This window comes from Mesorhizobium sp. M0983, assembly GCF_040318975.1.
Taxonomy (GTDB): Bacteria; Pseudomonadota; Alphaproteobacteria; order Rhizobiales; family Rhizobiaceae; genus Mesorhizobium.
The window spans coordinates 131,766-147,325 of the sequence record NZ_JAMYNH010000007.1; the positions used below are offsets into that span (position 1 = coordinate 131,766).

Sequence of the window (15,560 nt, forward strand, 5' to 3'; positions counted from 1 at the left end):
CGGGCCTCGGGCGTGCGCCCGGCAAAATGTCCCGCTATGGAGGATGACTGATATGAAGAATGCGATCCGATATGCGACGCTTGCAGCCACCGTGCTGGGAAGCATCGGCACCGCTTGCGCCAGTTCCATACCCGGCATGCGTGGCCACGACCACACCGGCGTCACCGTCCCCGACATGCAGCAGGCGGTCGATTTCTTCACCGAAGTGGTTGGCTGCAAGAAGGCGATGTCGTTCGGCCCGTTCGCCGACGACAAGGGCACATTCATGCAGGATCTGCTGGGCGTCGATCCCAAGGCGGTGATCGAGGAGATCACCCTGGTCCGCTGCGGACACGGGTCGAACATCGAGCTGTTCAAATACACCGCGCCGGACCAGAAGGACCTGACGCCTCGCAACAGCGACATAGGCGGCTTCCATATCGCCTTCTATGTCGACGACATCGCCGCCGCAAAAGCCTATCTTGACGGCAAGGGCGTCAAGACGCGAATGGGACCGCTGCCGGTTACCGAAGGCCCCGCCGCCGGCCAGGCCATCCTTTACTTCCAGGCCCCTTGGGGCTTGCAGTTGGAAGCGATCAGCTATCCCAATGGCATGGCCTATGAAAAGGATGCAGAAACGGTGCTGTGGAGTCCGAAGAACCCGGAAAAATAGCCCGGGAGTCCCTGGCCTGCGGAGCCGACTGCCGGCAAGGCGAGTTATCCGGGCGGATTGTTTCAATCTTGAAACTTCAAGCTTGAATTAATTTTCCTCAGGCGTAAACTCGACAAACAGAAGCGAAGAGGAGATCGCACGATGAAAGTTGCGGTTCTCGGCGGCGGACCAGCCGGCCTCTACTTTGCCATCTCGATGAAGCTCCGGGATGCGGCGCATGAGGTGACGGTGTTCGAGCGCAACCGTGCCGACGATACGTTCGGCTGGGGCGTCGTGCTGTCGGCCGAAACGCTGGAGAACCTGACCAGGAACGACCCGGTCAGCGCCGTCTGGATCCGCAAGCATTTTGCCTATTGGGACGATATCGCCGTTATCCATGACGGCGTGCGCACGGTCTCGACCGGTCACGGCTTTTGCGGCATCGGCCGCAAGCGGCTGCTCACGCTGCTGCAGCGGCGGGCGCGCGAACTCGGCGTCAAGCTGGTCTTCGAGACCGACATCGCCGATCCCAAGCCATATATGGAGACGCACGATCTGGTCGTCGCCGCCGATGGGCTGAACTCGAAAGCGCGGGGCGCCTTCGTCGACGTGTTCAAGCCCGATATCGATGTCCGCAAATGCAAGTTCGTCTGGCTCGGCACCCGTCAGAAATTCGACGACGCCTTCACCTTCATCTTCGAGAAAACCGAACATGGCTGGGTCTGGGCGCATGCCTACCAGTTCGACAGCGATACCGCGACCTTCATCGTCGAATGCAGCGAGCAGACCTGGCAACGCTTCGGCTTCGGCGCGATGTCTCAGCAGGAATCGATTGCCGTCTGCGAGCGCATCTTTGCCCGCCATCTCGGCGGCCACGCGCTGATGACCAATGCCAATCATATCCGCGGCTCGGCCTGGATCAATTTCCCGCGCGTCTTGTGCGAACGCTGGTCCTACAAGAACCTGGCGCTGATGGGCGACGCGGCGGCGAGCGCGCATTTCTCGATCGGGTCCGGCACCAAGCTGGCGCTGGAAAGCGCGGTGGCGCTGGCCGATTATGTCGAGTCCGAGCCGGACCTCGAGGCAGCCTTCCGCAAATATGAGGACGCCCGCCGCACCGAAGTGCTGAAGCTGCAGTCGGCGGCACGCAATTCGCTCGAATGGTTCGAGGAGGTCGAGCGCTATCTCGGCCTCGATCCGGTGCAGTTCAATTATTCGCTGCTGACACGTTCGCAGCGCATCAGTCACGAGAATTTGCGGCTGCGCGATGCCGAATGGCTGGCCGGCGCCGAGGAATGGTTCCAACGTCAGGCCGGTGCCGGCGGCAACAGTCTGCGTCGCGCGCCGATGTTTGCGCCGTTCCGGCTGCGCGACATGGCGCTGCAGAACCGTATCGTCGTCTCGCCGATGGCGCAGTACAAGGCGGTCGACGGCTGTCCGACCGACTGGCATTTCGCCCACTATGCCGAACGGGCCAAGGGCGGTGCCGCTCTCCTCTACATCGAGATGACCTGTGTCAGCCCGGAAGGCCGCATCACGCCAGGCTGCCCCGGTTTCTATGCGCCCGAGCATGAGGTCGCCTGGAAGCGGCTGGTCGAGTTCGTCCATGCCGAAACCGAAGCCAAAATCTGTGCGCAGATCGGCCATTCCGGCGCCAAGGGATCGACCCGGCTCGGCTGGCAGGGAACCGACGTGCCGCTGACCTCGGGCAATTGGCCCGTCATGGCGGCATCTTCCGTGCCGTGGTCGCCGCAGAACCAGGTGCCGAAGGCGATGGACCGCGCCGACATGGATACGGTGCGCGAGCAGTTCGTCGCTTCGGCCGAGATGGCGGCGCGCTGCGGCTTCGACATGCTCGAAATCCACGCCGCGCACGGCTATCTCCTGTCCTCCTTCATCACACCCTTGACCAACCGGCGCACCGACTCCTATGGCGGCTCGTTGGAAAACCGCATGCGCTATCCCTTGGAAATCTTTCATGCGGTGCGCGCCGTATGGCCGGCTGAAAAGCCGATCTCGATGCGCATCTCCGCCAATGACTGGCTCGGCATCGAGGGCGTGACGCCGGCCGATGCGGTCGAGATCGCGCGGCAGCTGCATGAAGCCGGAGTCGACATCTGCGACGTGTCGGCCGGCCAGACTTCGGCCGTGGCAAGACCGGTCTATGGCCGCATGTTCCAGACGCCATTTTCCGACCGCATCCGCAACGAAGTCGGCATGGCGACCATGGCGGTCGGCAATATCTACGAGCCGGACCATGTCAACTCGATCCTGATGGCCGGCCGCGCCGACCTCGTCGCACTGGCAAGGCCGCATCTTGCCGATCCCTATTGGACGCTGCATGCGGCGGTCACGCTTGGCGATCGCGGCGTCAAATGGCCGGATCCCTATCTGCCCGGCCGCGACCAACTCTACCGGCTGGCCGAGCGCGAAGCGGCGGCGGGGTTGAAAGTATGAGTTCCGCCGCAGCGATTTCAGGGCGACATGCGCTGGTCACCGGCGGCGGCTCCGGCGTCGGCCGGGCGATCGCGCTGGCGCTGGCCGGCGCAGGCATCGATGTGACCATCTGTGGCCGGCGCGTGGAGCCGCTTGCCGAGGTCGCCGCTCAGAACAAGCGCATCTTCGCCATTGCCGCCGACGTCACCGACGAGGCATCGATGGCGTCGCTCTACGAGGACGCGGAAGCGGCACGCGGACCGTTAGACGTCGTCGTTGCCAATGCCGGCATGTCCGGCAGCGCCTCGGCGCAGCGGACCTCGCTGGCAGACTGGCAGCGCACGCTCGACGTCAACTTGACCGGTGTGTTCCTGACGGTGAAGCCGGCGCTGGCCGGCATGGCCGCGCGCAAGACGGGCCGTATCATCTTCATCGCTTCCACCGCCGGACTGAAAGGCTATCCCTATGTTGCAGCTTATGTCGCAGCCAAGCATGGCGTCGTCGGTCTGATGCGGGCACTCGCCGTCGAGACCGCGAAGTCCGGCGTGACCGTAAATGCGGTGTGCCCGGGTTTCGTCGAAACCGAAATGCTGGAAGGCGCCGTTCGGCGCATCGTCGAAACGACCGGCCGCTCGGCCGAGCAGGCGCGGACAAGCCTTGCCGAGACCAACCCGCAAGGCCGCTTCATCCAGCCAGAGGAAATTGCAGCCGCCGTGCTCTATCTGTGTAGCGACGCCGCCGGGTCGATCACCGGACAAACGATTTCGATCTCCGGAGGTGAGACATGGTAGCCGGTCCCCTGCCCGCCCCGTCCGGACCCGGCAAGGACCGCCTGCGGCTGTGGATACGCTTGCTGCGCGCCTCGCGCACCATCGAGGCCGAGCTGCGCGAACGCTTGCGGCAAGAATTCAACACAACGCTGCCACGCTTCGACGTGATGGCCGCGCTCTACAGGGCGCCCGAGGGCATGCTGATGAGCGACCTGTCGCGCTTCCTGCTAGTGTCCAACGGCAATGTCACGGGCATCATCGACCGGCTGGTCTCGGAAGGGCTGGTGATGCGAGCCCGACGCAATGGCGACCGCCGCACCTCGATGGTACGGCTGACGGAAGAGGGATCGAAGACTTTCGGCGTGATCGCCGCCGCGCATGAAAAATGGGTCGGCGAATTGCTGGGCAATGTGAGCGAGGACGAGGCGCGCCGGCTGACCGGCATGCTGACCTCCTTCCGCAGCAATTGGGAGGGACGGGAATGGCAAAGATAGCCGGCCGCAAGCCGAAGCATTTCCTCTGGCAGGTCGAAGGCAAAATCGCAAAGATCCGGCTTGACCGACCGGAGCGCAAGAACCCGCTGACCTTCGACAGCTATGCCGAATTGCGCGACACTTTTCGCGATCTCGTCTATGCCGACGACGTCGATGCGGTGGTGTTCCTTCCCAATGGCGGCAATTTCTGCTCGGGCGGCGATGTCCACGAAATCATCGGCCCACTGGTCAAGATGGACATGAAGGCGCTGCTCGCCTTCACTCGCATGACCGGCGATTTCGTCAAGGCGATGCTGAATTGCGGCAAGCCGATTATTGCGGCGGTCGACGGCGTGGCGGTCGGCGCCGGCGCGATTATCGCCATGGCCTCCGACATCCGCATCGCCACGCCACAGGCAAAAACGGCTTTCCTGTTCAGCCGCGTCGGCCTTGCCGGCTGCGACATGGGCGCCTGCGCGATCCTGCCGCGCATCATTGGCCAGGGTCGCGCCGCCGAACTGCTCTATACCGGCCGCACGATGAGCGCCGAGGAAGGCGAGCGCTGGGGCTTCTACAATCGGCTGGTCGATGCCGCAACGCTCGAGGCCGACGCGCTCGACATGGCCGCGCGCATCGTTTCCGGCCCAACCTTCGCCCATGGCATGACCAAGACGCAGCTGAACCAGGAGTGGTCGATGGGCCTCGACCAGGCTATCGAAGCGGAAGCGCAGGCGCAGGCGATCTGCATGCAGACCCGCGATTTCGAACGGGCCTACAAGGCTTTCGTCGCCAAGGAGAAGCCGGTGTTCGAGGGGGATTGAGGATGATCGCTTCCATGGGCACGCTGGCAAGACAGCACCCCCCTCTGGCCTGCCGGCCATCTCCCCCTCAAGGGGGGAGATTGGATGTCAGGCCCGCTTTCGCCAATCTCCAACATCGCCGGGAGAGCAGTGGCAGCGAAGCCGCCAATCTCCCCCCTAGAGGGGGAGATGTCCGGCAGGACAGAGGGGGGCGCCGTGGAGCGCCAGGGCCGGAGAACTGTGGAGGCAGAAATGCCTGACCGTTCCTTCCTCACCTGGCCGTTTTTCGAGGACCATCACCGCGAGTTGGCAGAGCGGCTGGAGGCATGGTGCGCCAAGAACCTGCCGGTCGCGCATGACGATGTCGACGCAGCCTGCCGCGAGCTGGTGGCCAAGCTCGGCCGGGATGGCTGGCTGAAACCGACAGCGCTCGACACCGAAAACCCTGCAGCACTCGACGTGCGCACATTGTGCCTCACGCGCGAAACGCTGGCCCGGCATGACGGGCTGGCCGATTTCGCCTTCGCCATGCAAGGGCTCGGCACCGGCGCGCTCAGCCTGTTCGGCACGCCAGACCAGCAGCACTGGCTGGGGAAGACACGGGCCGGCAAGGCGATTTCGGCTTTCGCACTGTCGGAGGCGCGTTCGGGCTCGGACGTTGCCAATATGGAAATGACGGCCACGCGTGACGGCGATAGCTATATCCTATCCGGCGAAAAAACCTGGATCTCCAACGGCGGTATCGCTGACTTTTATGTTGTCTTTGTCCGTACTGGCGAAGCGCCCGGTGCCAAGGGGCTTTCGGCGTTCATCGTGCCGGCCGAGACAAAGGGCCTGACCATCGCCGAGCGGCTGGAGGTGATCGCGCCGCACCCGCTCGCCCGGCTGTCTTTCGACAATGCCCGCGTTCCAGCCTCGGCGCTGATCGGCAAACCCGGTGATGGTTTTCGCATCGCCATGTCGGTGCTCGACGTGTTCCGTTCGACGGTCGGGGCAGCTGCGCTCGGCTTTGCCCGGCGCGCGCTGGACGAAAGCATCAAAAGAGTGGCCGAGCGCAGGCTGTTCGGTGCAGCGATGGCCGAGCTGCAGATGGTGCAGGGCCACATCGCCGAGATGGCGCTGGATGTCGATGCCGCCGCCTTGTTGGTCTACCGCGCCGCCTGGACCAAGGACATGGGGACCGCCCGTGTCACCCGCGAAGCGGCGATGGCCAAGCTGTTCGCCACCGACAAGGCGCAGGAGGTGATCGACAGGGCTGTGCAGCTGCATGGCGGCGACGGCGTCCGCAGGGGCCATATCGTCGAAAGACTGTATCGCGAGATCCGGGCACTGCGCATCTACGAGGGAGCGTCGGACGTGCAGAAGGTGGTGATTGCACGGCAAGTGATGGGAGCGGCCTGAGACCGGAGTTTGTGTGGAAGAATTGATTGTCTTTGAGTTTTGAGCGACCGGATTTGAGCATTGGGAGGCTTTGATATGCACACCATCCTGCAGCCGGAAGGCTGGGCGAAACCCGTCGGCTACGCCAATGGCGTCGCCGCGCGTGGGCAGCTTGTCTTCGTCGGCGGGCAGGTCGGCTGGAACGGGCAGGGCCGCTTCGAGACCGACGATCTTGTCGGCCAGGTGAAGCAGACGCTGGCCAATATTGTCGCCGTGCTCGCCGAGGCCGGCGCCAAGCCGCAGCATATCACCTCGATGACCTGGTACTTTACCGACAAGGCGGAATATTTGGCCAATCTCAAGGGGATCGGCGAGGTCTATCGCGAGGTGATCGGCCGGCATTTTCCGGCGATGGCCGCCATGCAGGTGATGGCGTTGGTCGAGGATCGCGCCAAGGTTGAGATCCAGGCCACGGCGGTTATTCCGGACTGATGGCAACACGCGGCAATTTTTTAAGCTTAAAACTTTCGCCTTGAAAAGCGCGGTACTTTGGATAGCATCCGATGTCTTACGACTGCCGTGCCGGGAGGGCTTTCCGGCAGTCCGGTTACTTGGCGTATCAAAACCGTGCGGGGCCAACCCGTCCGATCACAACCAGAGGGAACGAAAATGAACTTCACCCGTCGCAACCTGCTTCTTGTTGCTGCCGCCATCGGCATCGCCGGCGGCCCGGCCTATGCCGAAGGCACGCTGAATGTCGGCGCCTATCCGACCAATCCGCCTTTTGAATACAAGAACGAGAGCGGTACATTCGAGGGTTTCGAAGTCGACATCATCAACGAAGCGGCAAAGCGTATCGGCATGACCACTGACATCGCCGACCTCGGTTTCCAGGCGCTGTTCGCCGCCACCACCTCTAAGCGCATCGACGTCGCCATTTCGTCGATCACCATCACGCCGGAGCGGCTGAAGTCGCAGTCGTTCACGCAACCCTACTATGATTCCGACATGGGCATCGCCGCGAAGGCCGACAGCCCAATCAAGGCCGAGGCCGACCTCAAGGGCAAGATCGTCGGCGTGCTGTCCGGCTCGACCGGCGAAACCTGGGTCAAGGCGCACCAGGAAGCGGACGGGTTCAGTGACGTCAAGGGCTACGACACGCAGCAGAATTTGCTGCTCGATCTCAGCTCCGGCCGCGTCGATGCGGCGGTCAGCGATATTCCGGGCCTGGAATATTCTTTCACCAGGATGAAGGATCTCGCCGTAAAAGAGCGCATCAAGACCGGCGAGCAGTACGGCCTGATGATGACCAAGGACCACCCGTTGCTCGGCAAGCTGAACGACGCGCTGACCGCGATGAAGACGGATGGCACGCTGGCCGCGATCCACAAGAAGTGGTTCGGCAGCGACGCACCGGCCGATTCCTCGACCGTCAAGGAAATGCCTATGCCGAAGGCCTGAGCGGCAGTTCGCGCTTAAATGTCGTGCCGGCTTTCGATGCCGGCACGATTTCGGATTTCGGGCTCGGGCTCGAGCGTCGCGGGACGCCAAACGTTTCGGGAATGCTGCGATGTCGCTGCTGGACACCTTCTTCAACGCCGACGTCATGATCTCCAGCCTGCCGGCACTGCTGCGCGGCTTCCTGAACACGCTGCTGCTCGGAATCATGAGCATCGGCATCGGTATTCCCGTCGGCCTCGCGATCAGCCTGGTGCGGCTCTATGCGCCAAAGCCGCTTCGGCTGCTGGCTGTCGGCTACATCGACATTTTCCGGGCGATGCCGGTGCTGGTCGTGCTGATCCTGATCTACTATGCGCTGCCGTTTCTCGGCATACGCCTGTCGTCTTGGACTTCCGCGGTGATGGCGTTCGCCATCATCATGGCGGCCTATTCGGCCGAGGTGTTCCGCTCCGGCATAGAAAGCATTCCGCGCGGCCAGTTCGAGGCGGCGCAGGCGCTCGGCCTGCCGTTCTTGCTGACCTTGCGCAAGGTAGTGCTGCCGCAGGCGATCCGCGTCGTCATTCCACCGATGACCAGCAACTGCGTTTCGATGTTCAAGGACACCTCGCTCGCCTCCACCGTGGCGCTGCCCGAACTGCTGAAGGAAGCGACCAACGCGCAATCGCTCTATGCCAACCCCTCACCGCTGATTGGCGCCGCGCTGGTCTATCTCATCTTTCTCTGGCCGATGGTCCGTCTCGTCAGCCTCCTTGAACGCCGATTTCAAACCGAAAAGACCCGCTGAATCTGTCAGCGCACTTCGCAGGAGACGACCTTGAACCAGCATCAGATTTCGAAAACGGGCGATGCCGCAGCTTTCCCGGTCGAGACGATCCGCGCCATGTTTCCCGCCTTGCAGCAGGCCGGCGACTTCATCTTCATGGACAATGCCGCCGGCGCGCAGATCCCGCAAAGTGTGCTCGACGCGGTCACCAACCATTTGGTCGCGCATAATGTGCAGCGCGGCGGCCGCTACGGCCGCAGCGTCACCGTCGATCAAGCCGTCGCCGGCGCGCGCGAAAGCGTGGCCTTGCTGATCAACGCCACCAACCCGGCGGAGATCTGTTTCGGCATGAACGCCACTTCGTTCATCCGCCTGGTCAGCCTCGGCATCGGCCAGATGCTTTCTGAGCGACCAAACGGGGAGCGTGACGAGATCGTCATCACCGACATGGATCACGATGCCAATATCGCGACGTGGCTGGCGCTGGCACCCGCCGGCGCCAAGTTCAAATGGTGGCGGATGCGCGAGGACGGCAATCTGCATGTCGACGATTTGCGCCCGCTGGTCTCCGAGCGCACCCGCCTCGTGGCCTGCACGGTGACGGCGCATTCGATCGGCTCGATCGTCGACGTTGCTTCAGTGGCTGGGATCGCGCATGCGGCAGGCGCCGAAGTGTTCCTCGACTGCGTGCATTACGGCCCGCACGGGCTGATCGATGTGCAGGCATGGGACTGCGACTATCTGGTCTGCTCCGGCTACAAGAATTTCTCGCCGCATATGGGCTTCCTGTGGGGCCGCTTCGAAACGCTGAAGCGTCTGCCGACCTTCCGCGAGGACTTCATTCCCGACGAGCCGCCCTATAAGATCGAGGCCGGCACCTTCATCTACGAGAACGTCTCCGGCATGGATGCCGCGGTGCGCTATCTCGAATCGATCGGCCGCAATTTCGCTCCAGCCAATAACCGATCGCGCCGCGACAACATCGTCGCCGGTATGAATGCCATTCGCGATTACGAGCAGGTGCTGGCGCGCGAAATGCTGGCGGTGCTCAAAGATTGCGGCGCGATGATCTACGGCGTGGCCGAAGAGGCACGCCTCCGCGAGCGCGTGCCGACCTTCTGCTTCAACATCGGCACGCTGTCGCCGCAGAGGATCGTCGAGGAGATGGCCGAGATGCAGATCGGCATTCGCGACGGCCACATGTATGCGCCGCGCCTGATGAAGCGGCTCAACCTCAGCATGGACAGCGGCGCCGTCCGCGCCTCGCTGGTGCATTACAATACGATCGAGGAAGTCCGGCGCTTCGGCGAGGCGCTTCGCACCATCATTGCCCGGCTGTCCTGATCGGGCTGGCCGGCGGCGCCGGCGCGATCCTCGTGAAGGGCGAAGGCGGTCGCACCCGGGTTCTCCAAGCCGAGGCGCAACTGCATGCTTGGGATCAGGTAATCGCCGCCATTCTGCTGCCGATAAGGAATGGGCTGGATTGTCTCGAGCGTCCGCATCCTTTCGCGCAGTCGCTCCGCGACAGGCTCGAAATCGGCCTCCCCGAAACGGTCCACCCTGTAGACCACGAACGGCGGAAGCACGTCGTAGCCCGGATAGTATAGAATCCCGTGGTTGATCGGGAACAGCAGGTCGTCGATCGGGCCGTTGACGCCGCGGGCGGAATAATGCTCCTCCCAGCCGCCGGTGGTAACGATTAGCATCGCGCGCTTGCCGGCGAGCGTTCCCTCGCCAAAGCGGTCACCCCACCTCTTATCGCTGTGCTCGCCGACGCCATAGGCGAAGCCGTAGGCATACACCCGATCGACCCAGCCCTTGAGGATCGCCGGCATGGCGTACCACCACAGGGGAAACTGGAGGATCAGGATGTCGGCCCATAGCAGCTTGTCGATCTCCGCTTTGACGTCATCGGTCAGAGTGCCGCTCGCAAAAGCTTTTTTGGAGGCGCCGGCCGGCAGGAAGCGTGCTTCGGGCGGCCACGACGGAAAGTCGGCACGGTCCACCTCGGATTTCCAGCCATCGGCATAGAGGTCAGACACCCGCACCTCGTGGCCTTGGGTCTCGAGCTCCCTGATGGCGACGTCACGCAGTGCGCCGTTGAGCGAATTCGGTTCAGGATGAGCAAAAACAAGCAGGACTTTCATGGGTCTACTCCGAAGAAGGACGATAGACACCAAAGGTAGCCAGCCGTCGGCTAATCCACTATATGTAGGAAATGTATAAGATAATGCCGAATAATGGATAAATCGGACGTCACCCTCGAGCGCATGCGCACCTTCGTTCGCGTCGCCGAGCGCGGCAGCCTCTCGGCGGTGGCGCGCGAGCTCGGAGTTGGTCAGTCGACGGTCACGCGGCATCTGCGGGAGCTCGAGGAGGCCGTCGGCGTGCCCTTGCTCAGCAGGACCACCCGGCGTGTCACGATGACCGATGAAGGCAGCCGTTACTATGCCGACAGCGTCCAGATCCTGCGCCTCGTTGAGCAGGCCGGCGATGAGGCGCGAGGCACGCGCGGCGCATCGGCTGGCACGATCCGGATATCCTGCACGGCGGCGCTCGGCGTCTTGCACGTCAGCCGGCTGATCTTCGCCTTTCAGGACCGTTATCCCGACATCGGCATCGATCTCAGCCTAACCGACGAGCGCATCGACCTTGTGCGGGAGGGCGTCGACATCGCGCTTCGCCTCGGTCCGCTCACCGACAGCTCGATGAAGCTGCGGGCGCTCGGTCAGTCCCGGCGTCTGCTGGTGGCGGCGCCGGCCTATCTGGCGGCCCGGGGCAGACCGGCTGTCCCGCAGGATCTGCCTGGCCATGAAGGCATTCGGATGTCGAACATCGCGGGAAGCGACACGCTCGCCCTGCAGGGGCCGGGCGGCGAGCGCTTTGCGGTGCCCTTTGGCGGCCGATTTCGGGTCGACCATGGGCTTGCTGCGCGCAAAGCCCTTGTCGCCGGACGCGGTATCGCACCCGCCCACCACTGGCTTGTCGACGATCTTCTGGCGGCCGGCCGGCTGGAAATTATCCTGCCGGGCTATTTTCCGCCTCCCGTCCCGCTGAGCATGCTGATCGTTCCGGAGCGTGCGGGCATTGCCCGGGTGCGGCTGCTGGTCGACTTTCTCGCCGAGCAGATCTCCGGCATTCCGGGGATCGAGAAGCGGTAGCCGGCCGGCAAACCTCGCCGGATCAGGCGGCCTTCTTTTTCGCCAATCTTGCCTTGATGCTGGCGACGTCGGCACGCGGCGTCGCCGCGAACAGCGTCCTGGTATAGCTGTGCTTGGGGTCGGCGAAGACCTCGTCGCGCGAGCCGTATTCGACCGCTTCGCCGAAATACATCACCATCACATCGTCGGCGATATAGCGCACCACCGACAGGTCGTGGCTGATGAAAACATAGGTCAGTTGAAACTCATCCTGCAGGTCGGCGAGCAGATTCAGAACCTGCGCCTGCACCGAAAGATCAAGTGCCGAGACCGGCTCGTCCAGCACCAGGAGGCTGGGGTTGAGCATCAGCGCGCGGGCAATGGCGATGCGCTGGCGCTGGCCGCCCGAAAACATATGCGGGTAGCGATTGTAGTGCTCGGGGCCGAGACCGACCTTTTTCAGCATCTTCATGGCGAGATCGCGCCGCTCGCCGGCCGTGCTGTCGGTGTTGATGAGCAGCGGTTCGCCAAGCACGTCGCCGATCTTCTGGCGTGGATTGAGCGAACCATAGGGGTTCTGGAAGACAATCTGCACCTTGCGGCGCATTTCCTTCGACAGGCCGTCCCTCGCGATGTCTACCTTCTTGCCGTCGATGAAAAGCTCGCCGGAGGTCGCCGGGTCGATCAGAGTGATGATGCGGGCGAGCGTTGACTTGCCGCAGCCGCTCTCGCCGACGATGGCCAGCGTCTTGCCCTTGTCGACGCTGAACGAAACACCCTTGACCGCGTGAACCGTACGGGAGGGGCGGAAAAGCCCGCCGCCGACATGATAGTCGCGCACGATGTTCTTGCCTTCGACTACCGTCACGCTCATGTGGCGGTTCCTCCCGCGGATCGGGCTGCGACTACAGATGGGGCCGGCTCGAACAGCATGTCGGAAACAGTAGGCAACCGGTCGCCGACGGCGTTTTCCGGCAGCGCCGACAGAAGCGCGCTCGTGTAATTGCTCTTGGGGGATTCGAACAGCGACAGCACGTCGGCCTCTTCCATCTTGCGGCCCTTGTATTGGACGATGACACGGTCGGCGGTCTCGGCAACCACCCCCATATTGTGGGTGATCATGATCAGGCCCATGCCGTATTTGGCCTGCAGGCCGACCAGCAGATCGAGGATCTGCTTCTGGATGGTGACGTCGAGGGCCGTGGTTGGCTCGTCGGCGATCAAAAGCTTGGGATTGCAGGCGATGGCGATGGCGATCATGACGCGCTGGCACTGGCCGCCCGACATCTGGTGCGGGAAGGAGCCCAGCCGTTCCTCAGGGTCGGCGATGCCGACCAACTTCATCAGTTCGATGGCGCGTGCCCGGCGCTGGGCGCGGTCCATGCCCATGTGAAAGCGCAGCACCTCCTCAATCTGGAAGCCGACGGTAAAGCACGGGTTGAGGCTGGCGACCGGCTCCTGGAAGATCATCGAGATGTCCTTGCCGACAATCTTGCGCCGCTCGGACGGGCCGAGCTTAAGCAGGTCGATGCCGTCGAAGGCCATGCGGTCCGCCCTCACCGTCGCCGTGTTGGGCAAAAGCCCCATCACTGCCAGCATTGCCACTGATTTTCCGGAACCGGATTCGCCGACGATCGCCAACACCTCGCGCGGTTCGACCGACAGGTCGATGCCTTGTACCGCCATGAATGGTCCAGCGGCGGTGTCGAAGGAAACGGTCAGGTTCTTGATCTCGAGAAGAGGCATTGGATTATGACCTCTTCAGCTTGGGATCGAAGGCATCGCGCAGACCATCGCCGATCAGATTGATGGCAAGCACAGTGATCAGAATGGCAAGGCCGGGGAAGGTCACTACCCAAGGCGCGCGCAGGATGAACTCGCGCGCCGAGGCGAGCATCGTGCCCCATTCCGGCGTCGGCGGCTGCGCACCGACACCGAGGAAGCCGAGCGCCGCAGCCTCGAGAATGGCGTTGGAGAAGGACAGGGTGGCCTGCACGATCAGCGGTGCCAGGCAGTTCGGCAAGATCGTCCTCACCATCAAGCGAAGATGACCGGCACCAGCCACCTTGGCGGAGATGACATATTCGCGGTTCTTTTCGGCCATCACGGCGGCGCGGGTGAGACGCGCAAAATGCGGCTGCAGCACCAGCGCGATCGCCAGCATGGCGTTGAACAGCCCGGGGCCGAGGATCGCCACCAGCACCAGCGCCAGAAGCAGCGACGGGAAGGCCAGGATAATATCCATGATGCGCATGATCAGCGTGTCGACCCAGCCGCGGAAATAGCCGGCGAGCACGCCAAGCACGATGCCGCTGGTGAGCGAGAAGACGACCACCACCAGGCCGATGAACAGCGAGAAACGCGCCCCGAAAATCAACCGCGAAAGCATGTCGCGGCCGACCGCATCGGTGCCGAGCAGGAACATCGATTTGCCGCCTTGCTGCCAGGCAGGGGGCGCCAGCAGCGCATCGCGAAACTGCTCGTCGGGCGAATGCGGCGCGACGAACGGCGCAAAGACCGCCACCAGCACCAACGCCGAAAACACGACAAGGCCGATGACCGCGCCGGTGTTCATCGAGAAGTAGTGCCAGAACTCGGCGAAGGCGCGTTGCCTGCCGCCTGTCGGGATGGAGGCAGCGGTGGCTTCGGCGGCGGATTCGTCGGTCATCTCACTGCACCCGGATGCGCGGATTGATGACGGCGTAGAGCACGTCGACGATCAGGTTCACCGCCATGACGATCAGCGCGATGATCAGCAATCCGCTCTGAACGACGACATAGTCGCGCTTGCCGATGGCGTCGATCATCCATTTGCCGATGCCGGGCCAGGAAAAAATGGTTTCGGTAAGAATGGCGCCCGCCATCAACGTGCCGACCTGCAGTCCGATGGTGGTGACCACCGGAATCAGCGCGTTGCGAAAAGCGTGCAGCCCGATGACACGGCGCGGCGCCAGGCCCTTGGCGCGCGCGGTGCGGACATAGTCCTCGCCCAGCACCTCGAGCATCGCCGAGCGAGTCTGGCGCGCTATGACGGCAAGCGGGATCGTCGCCAGCACGATGGACGGCAGGATCAAATGGCTGACGGCGGATTTGAAAGCGCCGCTCCTGCCGGAGATCAGGCTGTCGATGAGCATGAACCCGGTCGTCGGCCTGAAGAAATACTGCAGGCCGATGCGGCCGGAAACCGGCGTCCAGCCGAGATAACCGGAGAAGAAGATGATGAGCAGCAACCCCCACCAGAAGATCGGCATCGAATAGCCGGTCAGCGCGACACCCATCGTCGCCTGGTCGAACCACGAGCCGCGCTTGACCGCCGCGAAGATACCGGCAGGAATGCCGAGCAGGACGGCGATGATCAACGCCACCGTCGCCAGTTCCAGCGTGGCTGGAAACAGCGCCTGGAATTCGCCGAGCACTGGCCGCTTGGTGGCAATCGATATGCCGAAATCGCCGGTCAGGACCCTGCCGATATATTCCAGGTACTGGATGACATAAGACCGGTTGTAGCCAAACTGCTCGATGAGCTGGGCGTAGCGTTCGGGGCTGACGCCGCGCTCGCCGGCCAGGGCCAGAATGGGATCGCCGGGCAGAAGCCGGACGAAAGCGAACGCCGCCAGCGATATGCCGAACACGGTCGGGATGATCAAAGCGAGCTTGTGGAGGAGATAACGGAGCATCTTGCTTCATAGAACGGCGGCGCAGGAAG

At 63.1% G+C, this 15,560-nt stretch carries 16 protein-coding genes; 11 read left to right on the plus strand and 5 right to left on the minus strand.

Going from position 1 to position 15,560, the window contains the following annotated elements; all coding sequences use genetic code 11:
* Positions 1–52: 52 nt before the first annotated feature.
* The 10 genes from NKH71_RS15390 (at position 53) to NKH71_RS15435 (ending at position 10,058) form a co-directional block, all read left to right on the plus strand.
* Positions 53–652 carry a VOC family protein gene (locus tag NKH71_RS15390; protein ID WP_352483281.1) on the plus strand — a complete coding sequence of 200 codons (600 nt, stop codon included), beginning with the start codon at positions 53–55 and terminating at the stop codon, positions 650–652.
* 141 nt (positions 653–793) lie between these two features.
* Entirely contained in the window at positions 794–3,088 is a 2,295-nt protein-coding gene (locus tag NKH71_RS15395; protein WP_352493742.1) for a bifunctional salicylyl-CoA 5-hydroxylase/oxidoreductase, read from the plus strand.
* A complete protein-coding gene (locus tag NKH71_RS15400) occupies positions 3,085–3,858 on the plus strand; it encodes an SDR family NAD(P)-dependent oxidoreductase (protein ID WP_023717869.1) in 774 nt (257 codons plus the stop codon). The genes NKH71_RS15395 and NKH71_RS15400 overlap by 4 nt, the downstream gene beginning before the upstream one ends.
* Positions 3,852–4,331 (plus strand): MarR family winged helix-turn-helix transcriptional regulator, encoded by a 480-nt coding sequence (locus NKH71_RS15405; protein ID WP_023717870.1) that lies wholly within the window; start codon positions 3,852–3,854, stop codon positions 4,329–4,331. Before NKH71_RS15400 ends, NKH71_RS15405 begins: the two co-directional genes overlap by 7 nt.
* Positions 4,319–5,131, plus strand: a complete 813-nt coding sequence (locus tag NKH71_RS15410) for an enoyl-CoA hydratase family protein (RefSeq protein ID WP_023717871.1) — start codon at positions 4,319–4,321, stop codon at positions 5,129–5,131. The genes NKH71_RS15405 and NKH71_RS15410 overlap by 13 nt, the downstream gene beginning before the upstream one ends.
* Before the next feature lie 231 nt (positions 5,132–5,362).
* Complete coding sequence (locus tag NKH71_RS15415) at positions 5,363–6,511, plus strand: acyl-CoA dehydrogenase family protein (protein ID WP_352483285.1); 1,149 nt, start codon at positions 5,363–5,365, stop codon at positions 6,509–6,511.
* Between the two features lie 75 nt (positions 6,512–6,586).
* Positions 6,587–6,982 carry a RidA family protein gene (locus NKH71_RS15420; RefSeq protein WP_352483286.1) on the plus strand — a complete coding sequence of 132 codons (396 nt, stop codon included), beginning with the start codon at positions 6,587–6,589 and terminating at the stop codon, positions 6,980–6,982.
* Positions 6,983–7,159: 177 nt separating this feature from the next.
* Positions 7,160–7,951 (plus strand): ABC transporter substrate-binding protein, encoded by a 792-nt coding sequence (locus tag NKH71_RS15425; protein WP_023717874.1) that lies wholly within the window; start codon positions 7,160–7,162, stop codon positions 7,949–7,951.
* A gap of 109 nt (positions 7,952–8,060) precedes the next feature.
* Positions 8,061–8,735 carry an amino acid ABC transporter permease gene (locus NKH71_RS15430; RefSeq protein ID WP_023717875.1) on the plus strand — a complete coding sequence of 225 codons (675 nt, stop codon included), beginning with the start codon at positions 8,061–8,063 and terminating at the stop codon, positions 8,733–8,735.
* Positions 8,736–8,765: 30 nt separating this feature from the next.
* Entirely contained in the window at positions 8,766–10,058 is a 1,293-nt protein-coding gene (locus NKH71_RS15435) for a cysteine desulfurase-like protein (protein ID WP_352548809.1), read from the plus strand.
* On the opposite strand, the gene NKH71_RS15440 is transcribed toward NKH71_RS15435, so the two are convergent.
* On the minus strand, positions 9,989–10,861 hold the full coding sequence (locus NKH71_RS15440; protein WP_352791077.1) for an NAD(P)H-dependent oxidoreductase: 873 nt from the start codon (positions 10,859–10,861) through the stop codon (positions 9,989–9,991). The two genes, NKH71_RS15435 and NKH71_RS15440, sit on opposite strands and share 70 nt — an antisense overlap.
* Before the next feature lie 93 nt (positions 10,862–10,954).
* On the opposite strand from NKH71_RS15440, the gene NKH71_RS15445 reads away from it, so the two are divergent.
* Positions 10,955–11,875, plus strand: a complete 921-nt coding sequence (locus NKH71_RS15445; RefSeq protein WP_023717878.1) for a LysR family transcriptional regulator — start codon at positions 10,955–10,957, stop codon at positions 11,873–11,875.
* Between the two features lie 22 nt (positions 11,876–11,897).
* On the opposite strand, the gene NKH71_RS15450 is transcribed toward NKH71_RS15445, so the two are convergent.
* From NKH71_RS15450 to NKH71_RS15465, 4 genes are read right to left on the minus strand one after another with little or no spacing between them, the layout of a single operon-like run.
* Positions 11,898–12,728, minus strand: a complete 831-nt coding sequence (locus NKH71_RS15450) for a dipeptide ABC transporter ATP-binding protein (RefSeq protein ID WP_352483289.1) — start codon at positions 12,726–12,728, stop codon at positions 11,898–11,900.
* Positions 12,725–13,600 (minus strand): ABC transporter ATP-binding protein, encoded by an 876-nt coding sequence (locus NKH71_RS15455; RefSeq protein ID WP_352483290.1) that lies wholly within the window; start codon positions 13,598–13,600, stop codon positions 12,725–12,727. Before NKH71_RS15455 ends, NKH71_RS15450 begins: the two co-directional genes overlap by 4 nt.
* A 4-nt stretch (positions 13,601–13,604) precedes the next feature.
* Positions 13,605–14,522, minus strand: coding sequence for an ABC transporter permease subunit (locus tag NKH71_RS15460; RefSeq protein WP_023717881.1), 918 nt, complete (start codon positions 14,520–14,522; stop codon positions 13,605–13,607).
* Position 14,523: 1 nt separating this feature from the next.
* Complete coding sequence (locus tag NKH71_RS15465; RefSeq protein ID WP_352483291.1) at positions 14,524–15,531, minus strand: ABC transporter permease subunit; 1,008 nt, start codon at positions 15,529–15,531, stop codon at positions 14,524–14,526.
* Positions 15,532–15,560 lie beyond the last annotated feature (29 nt).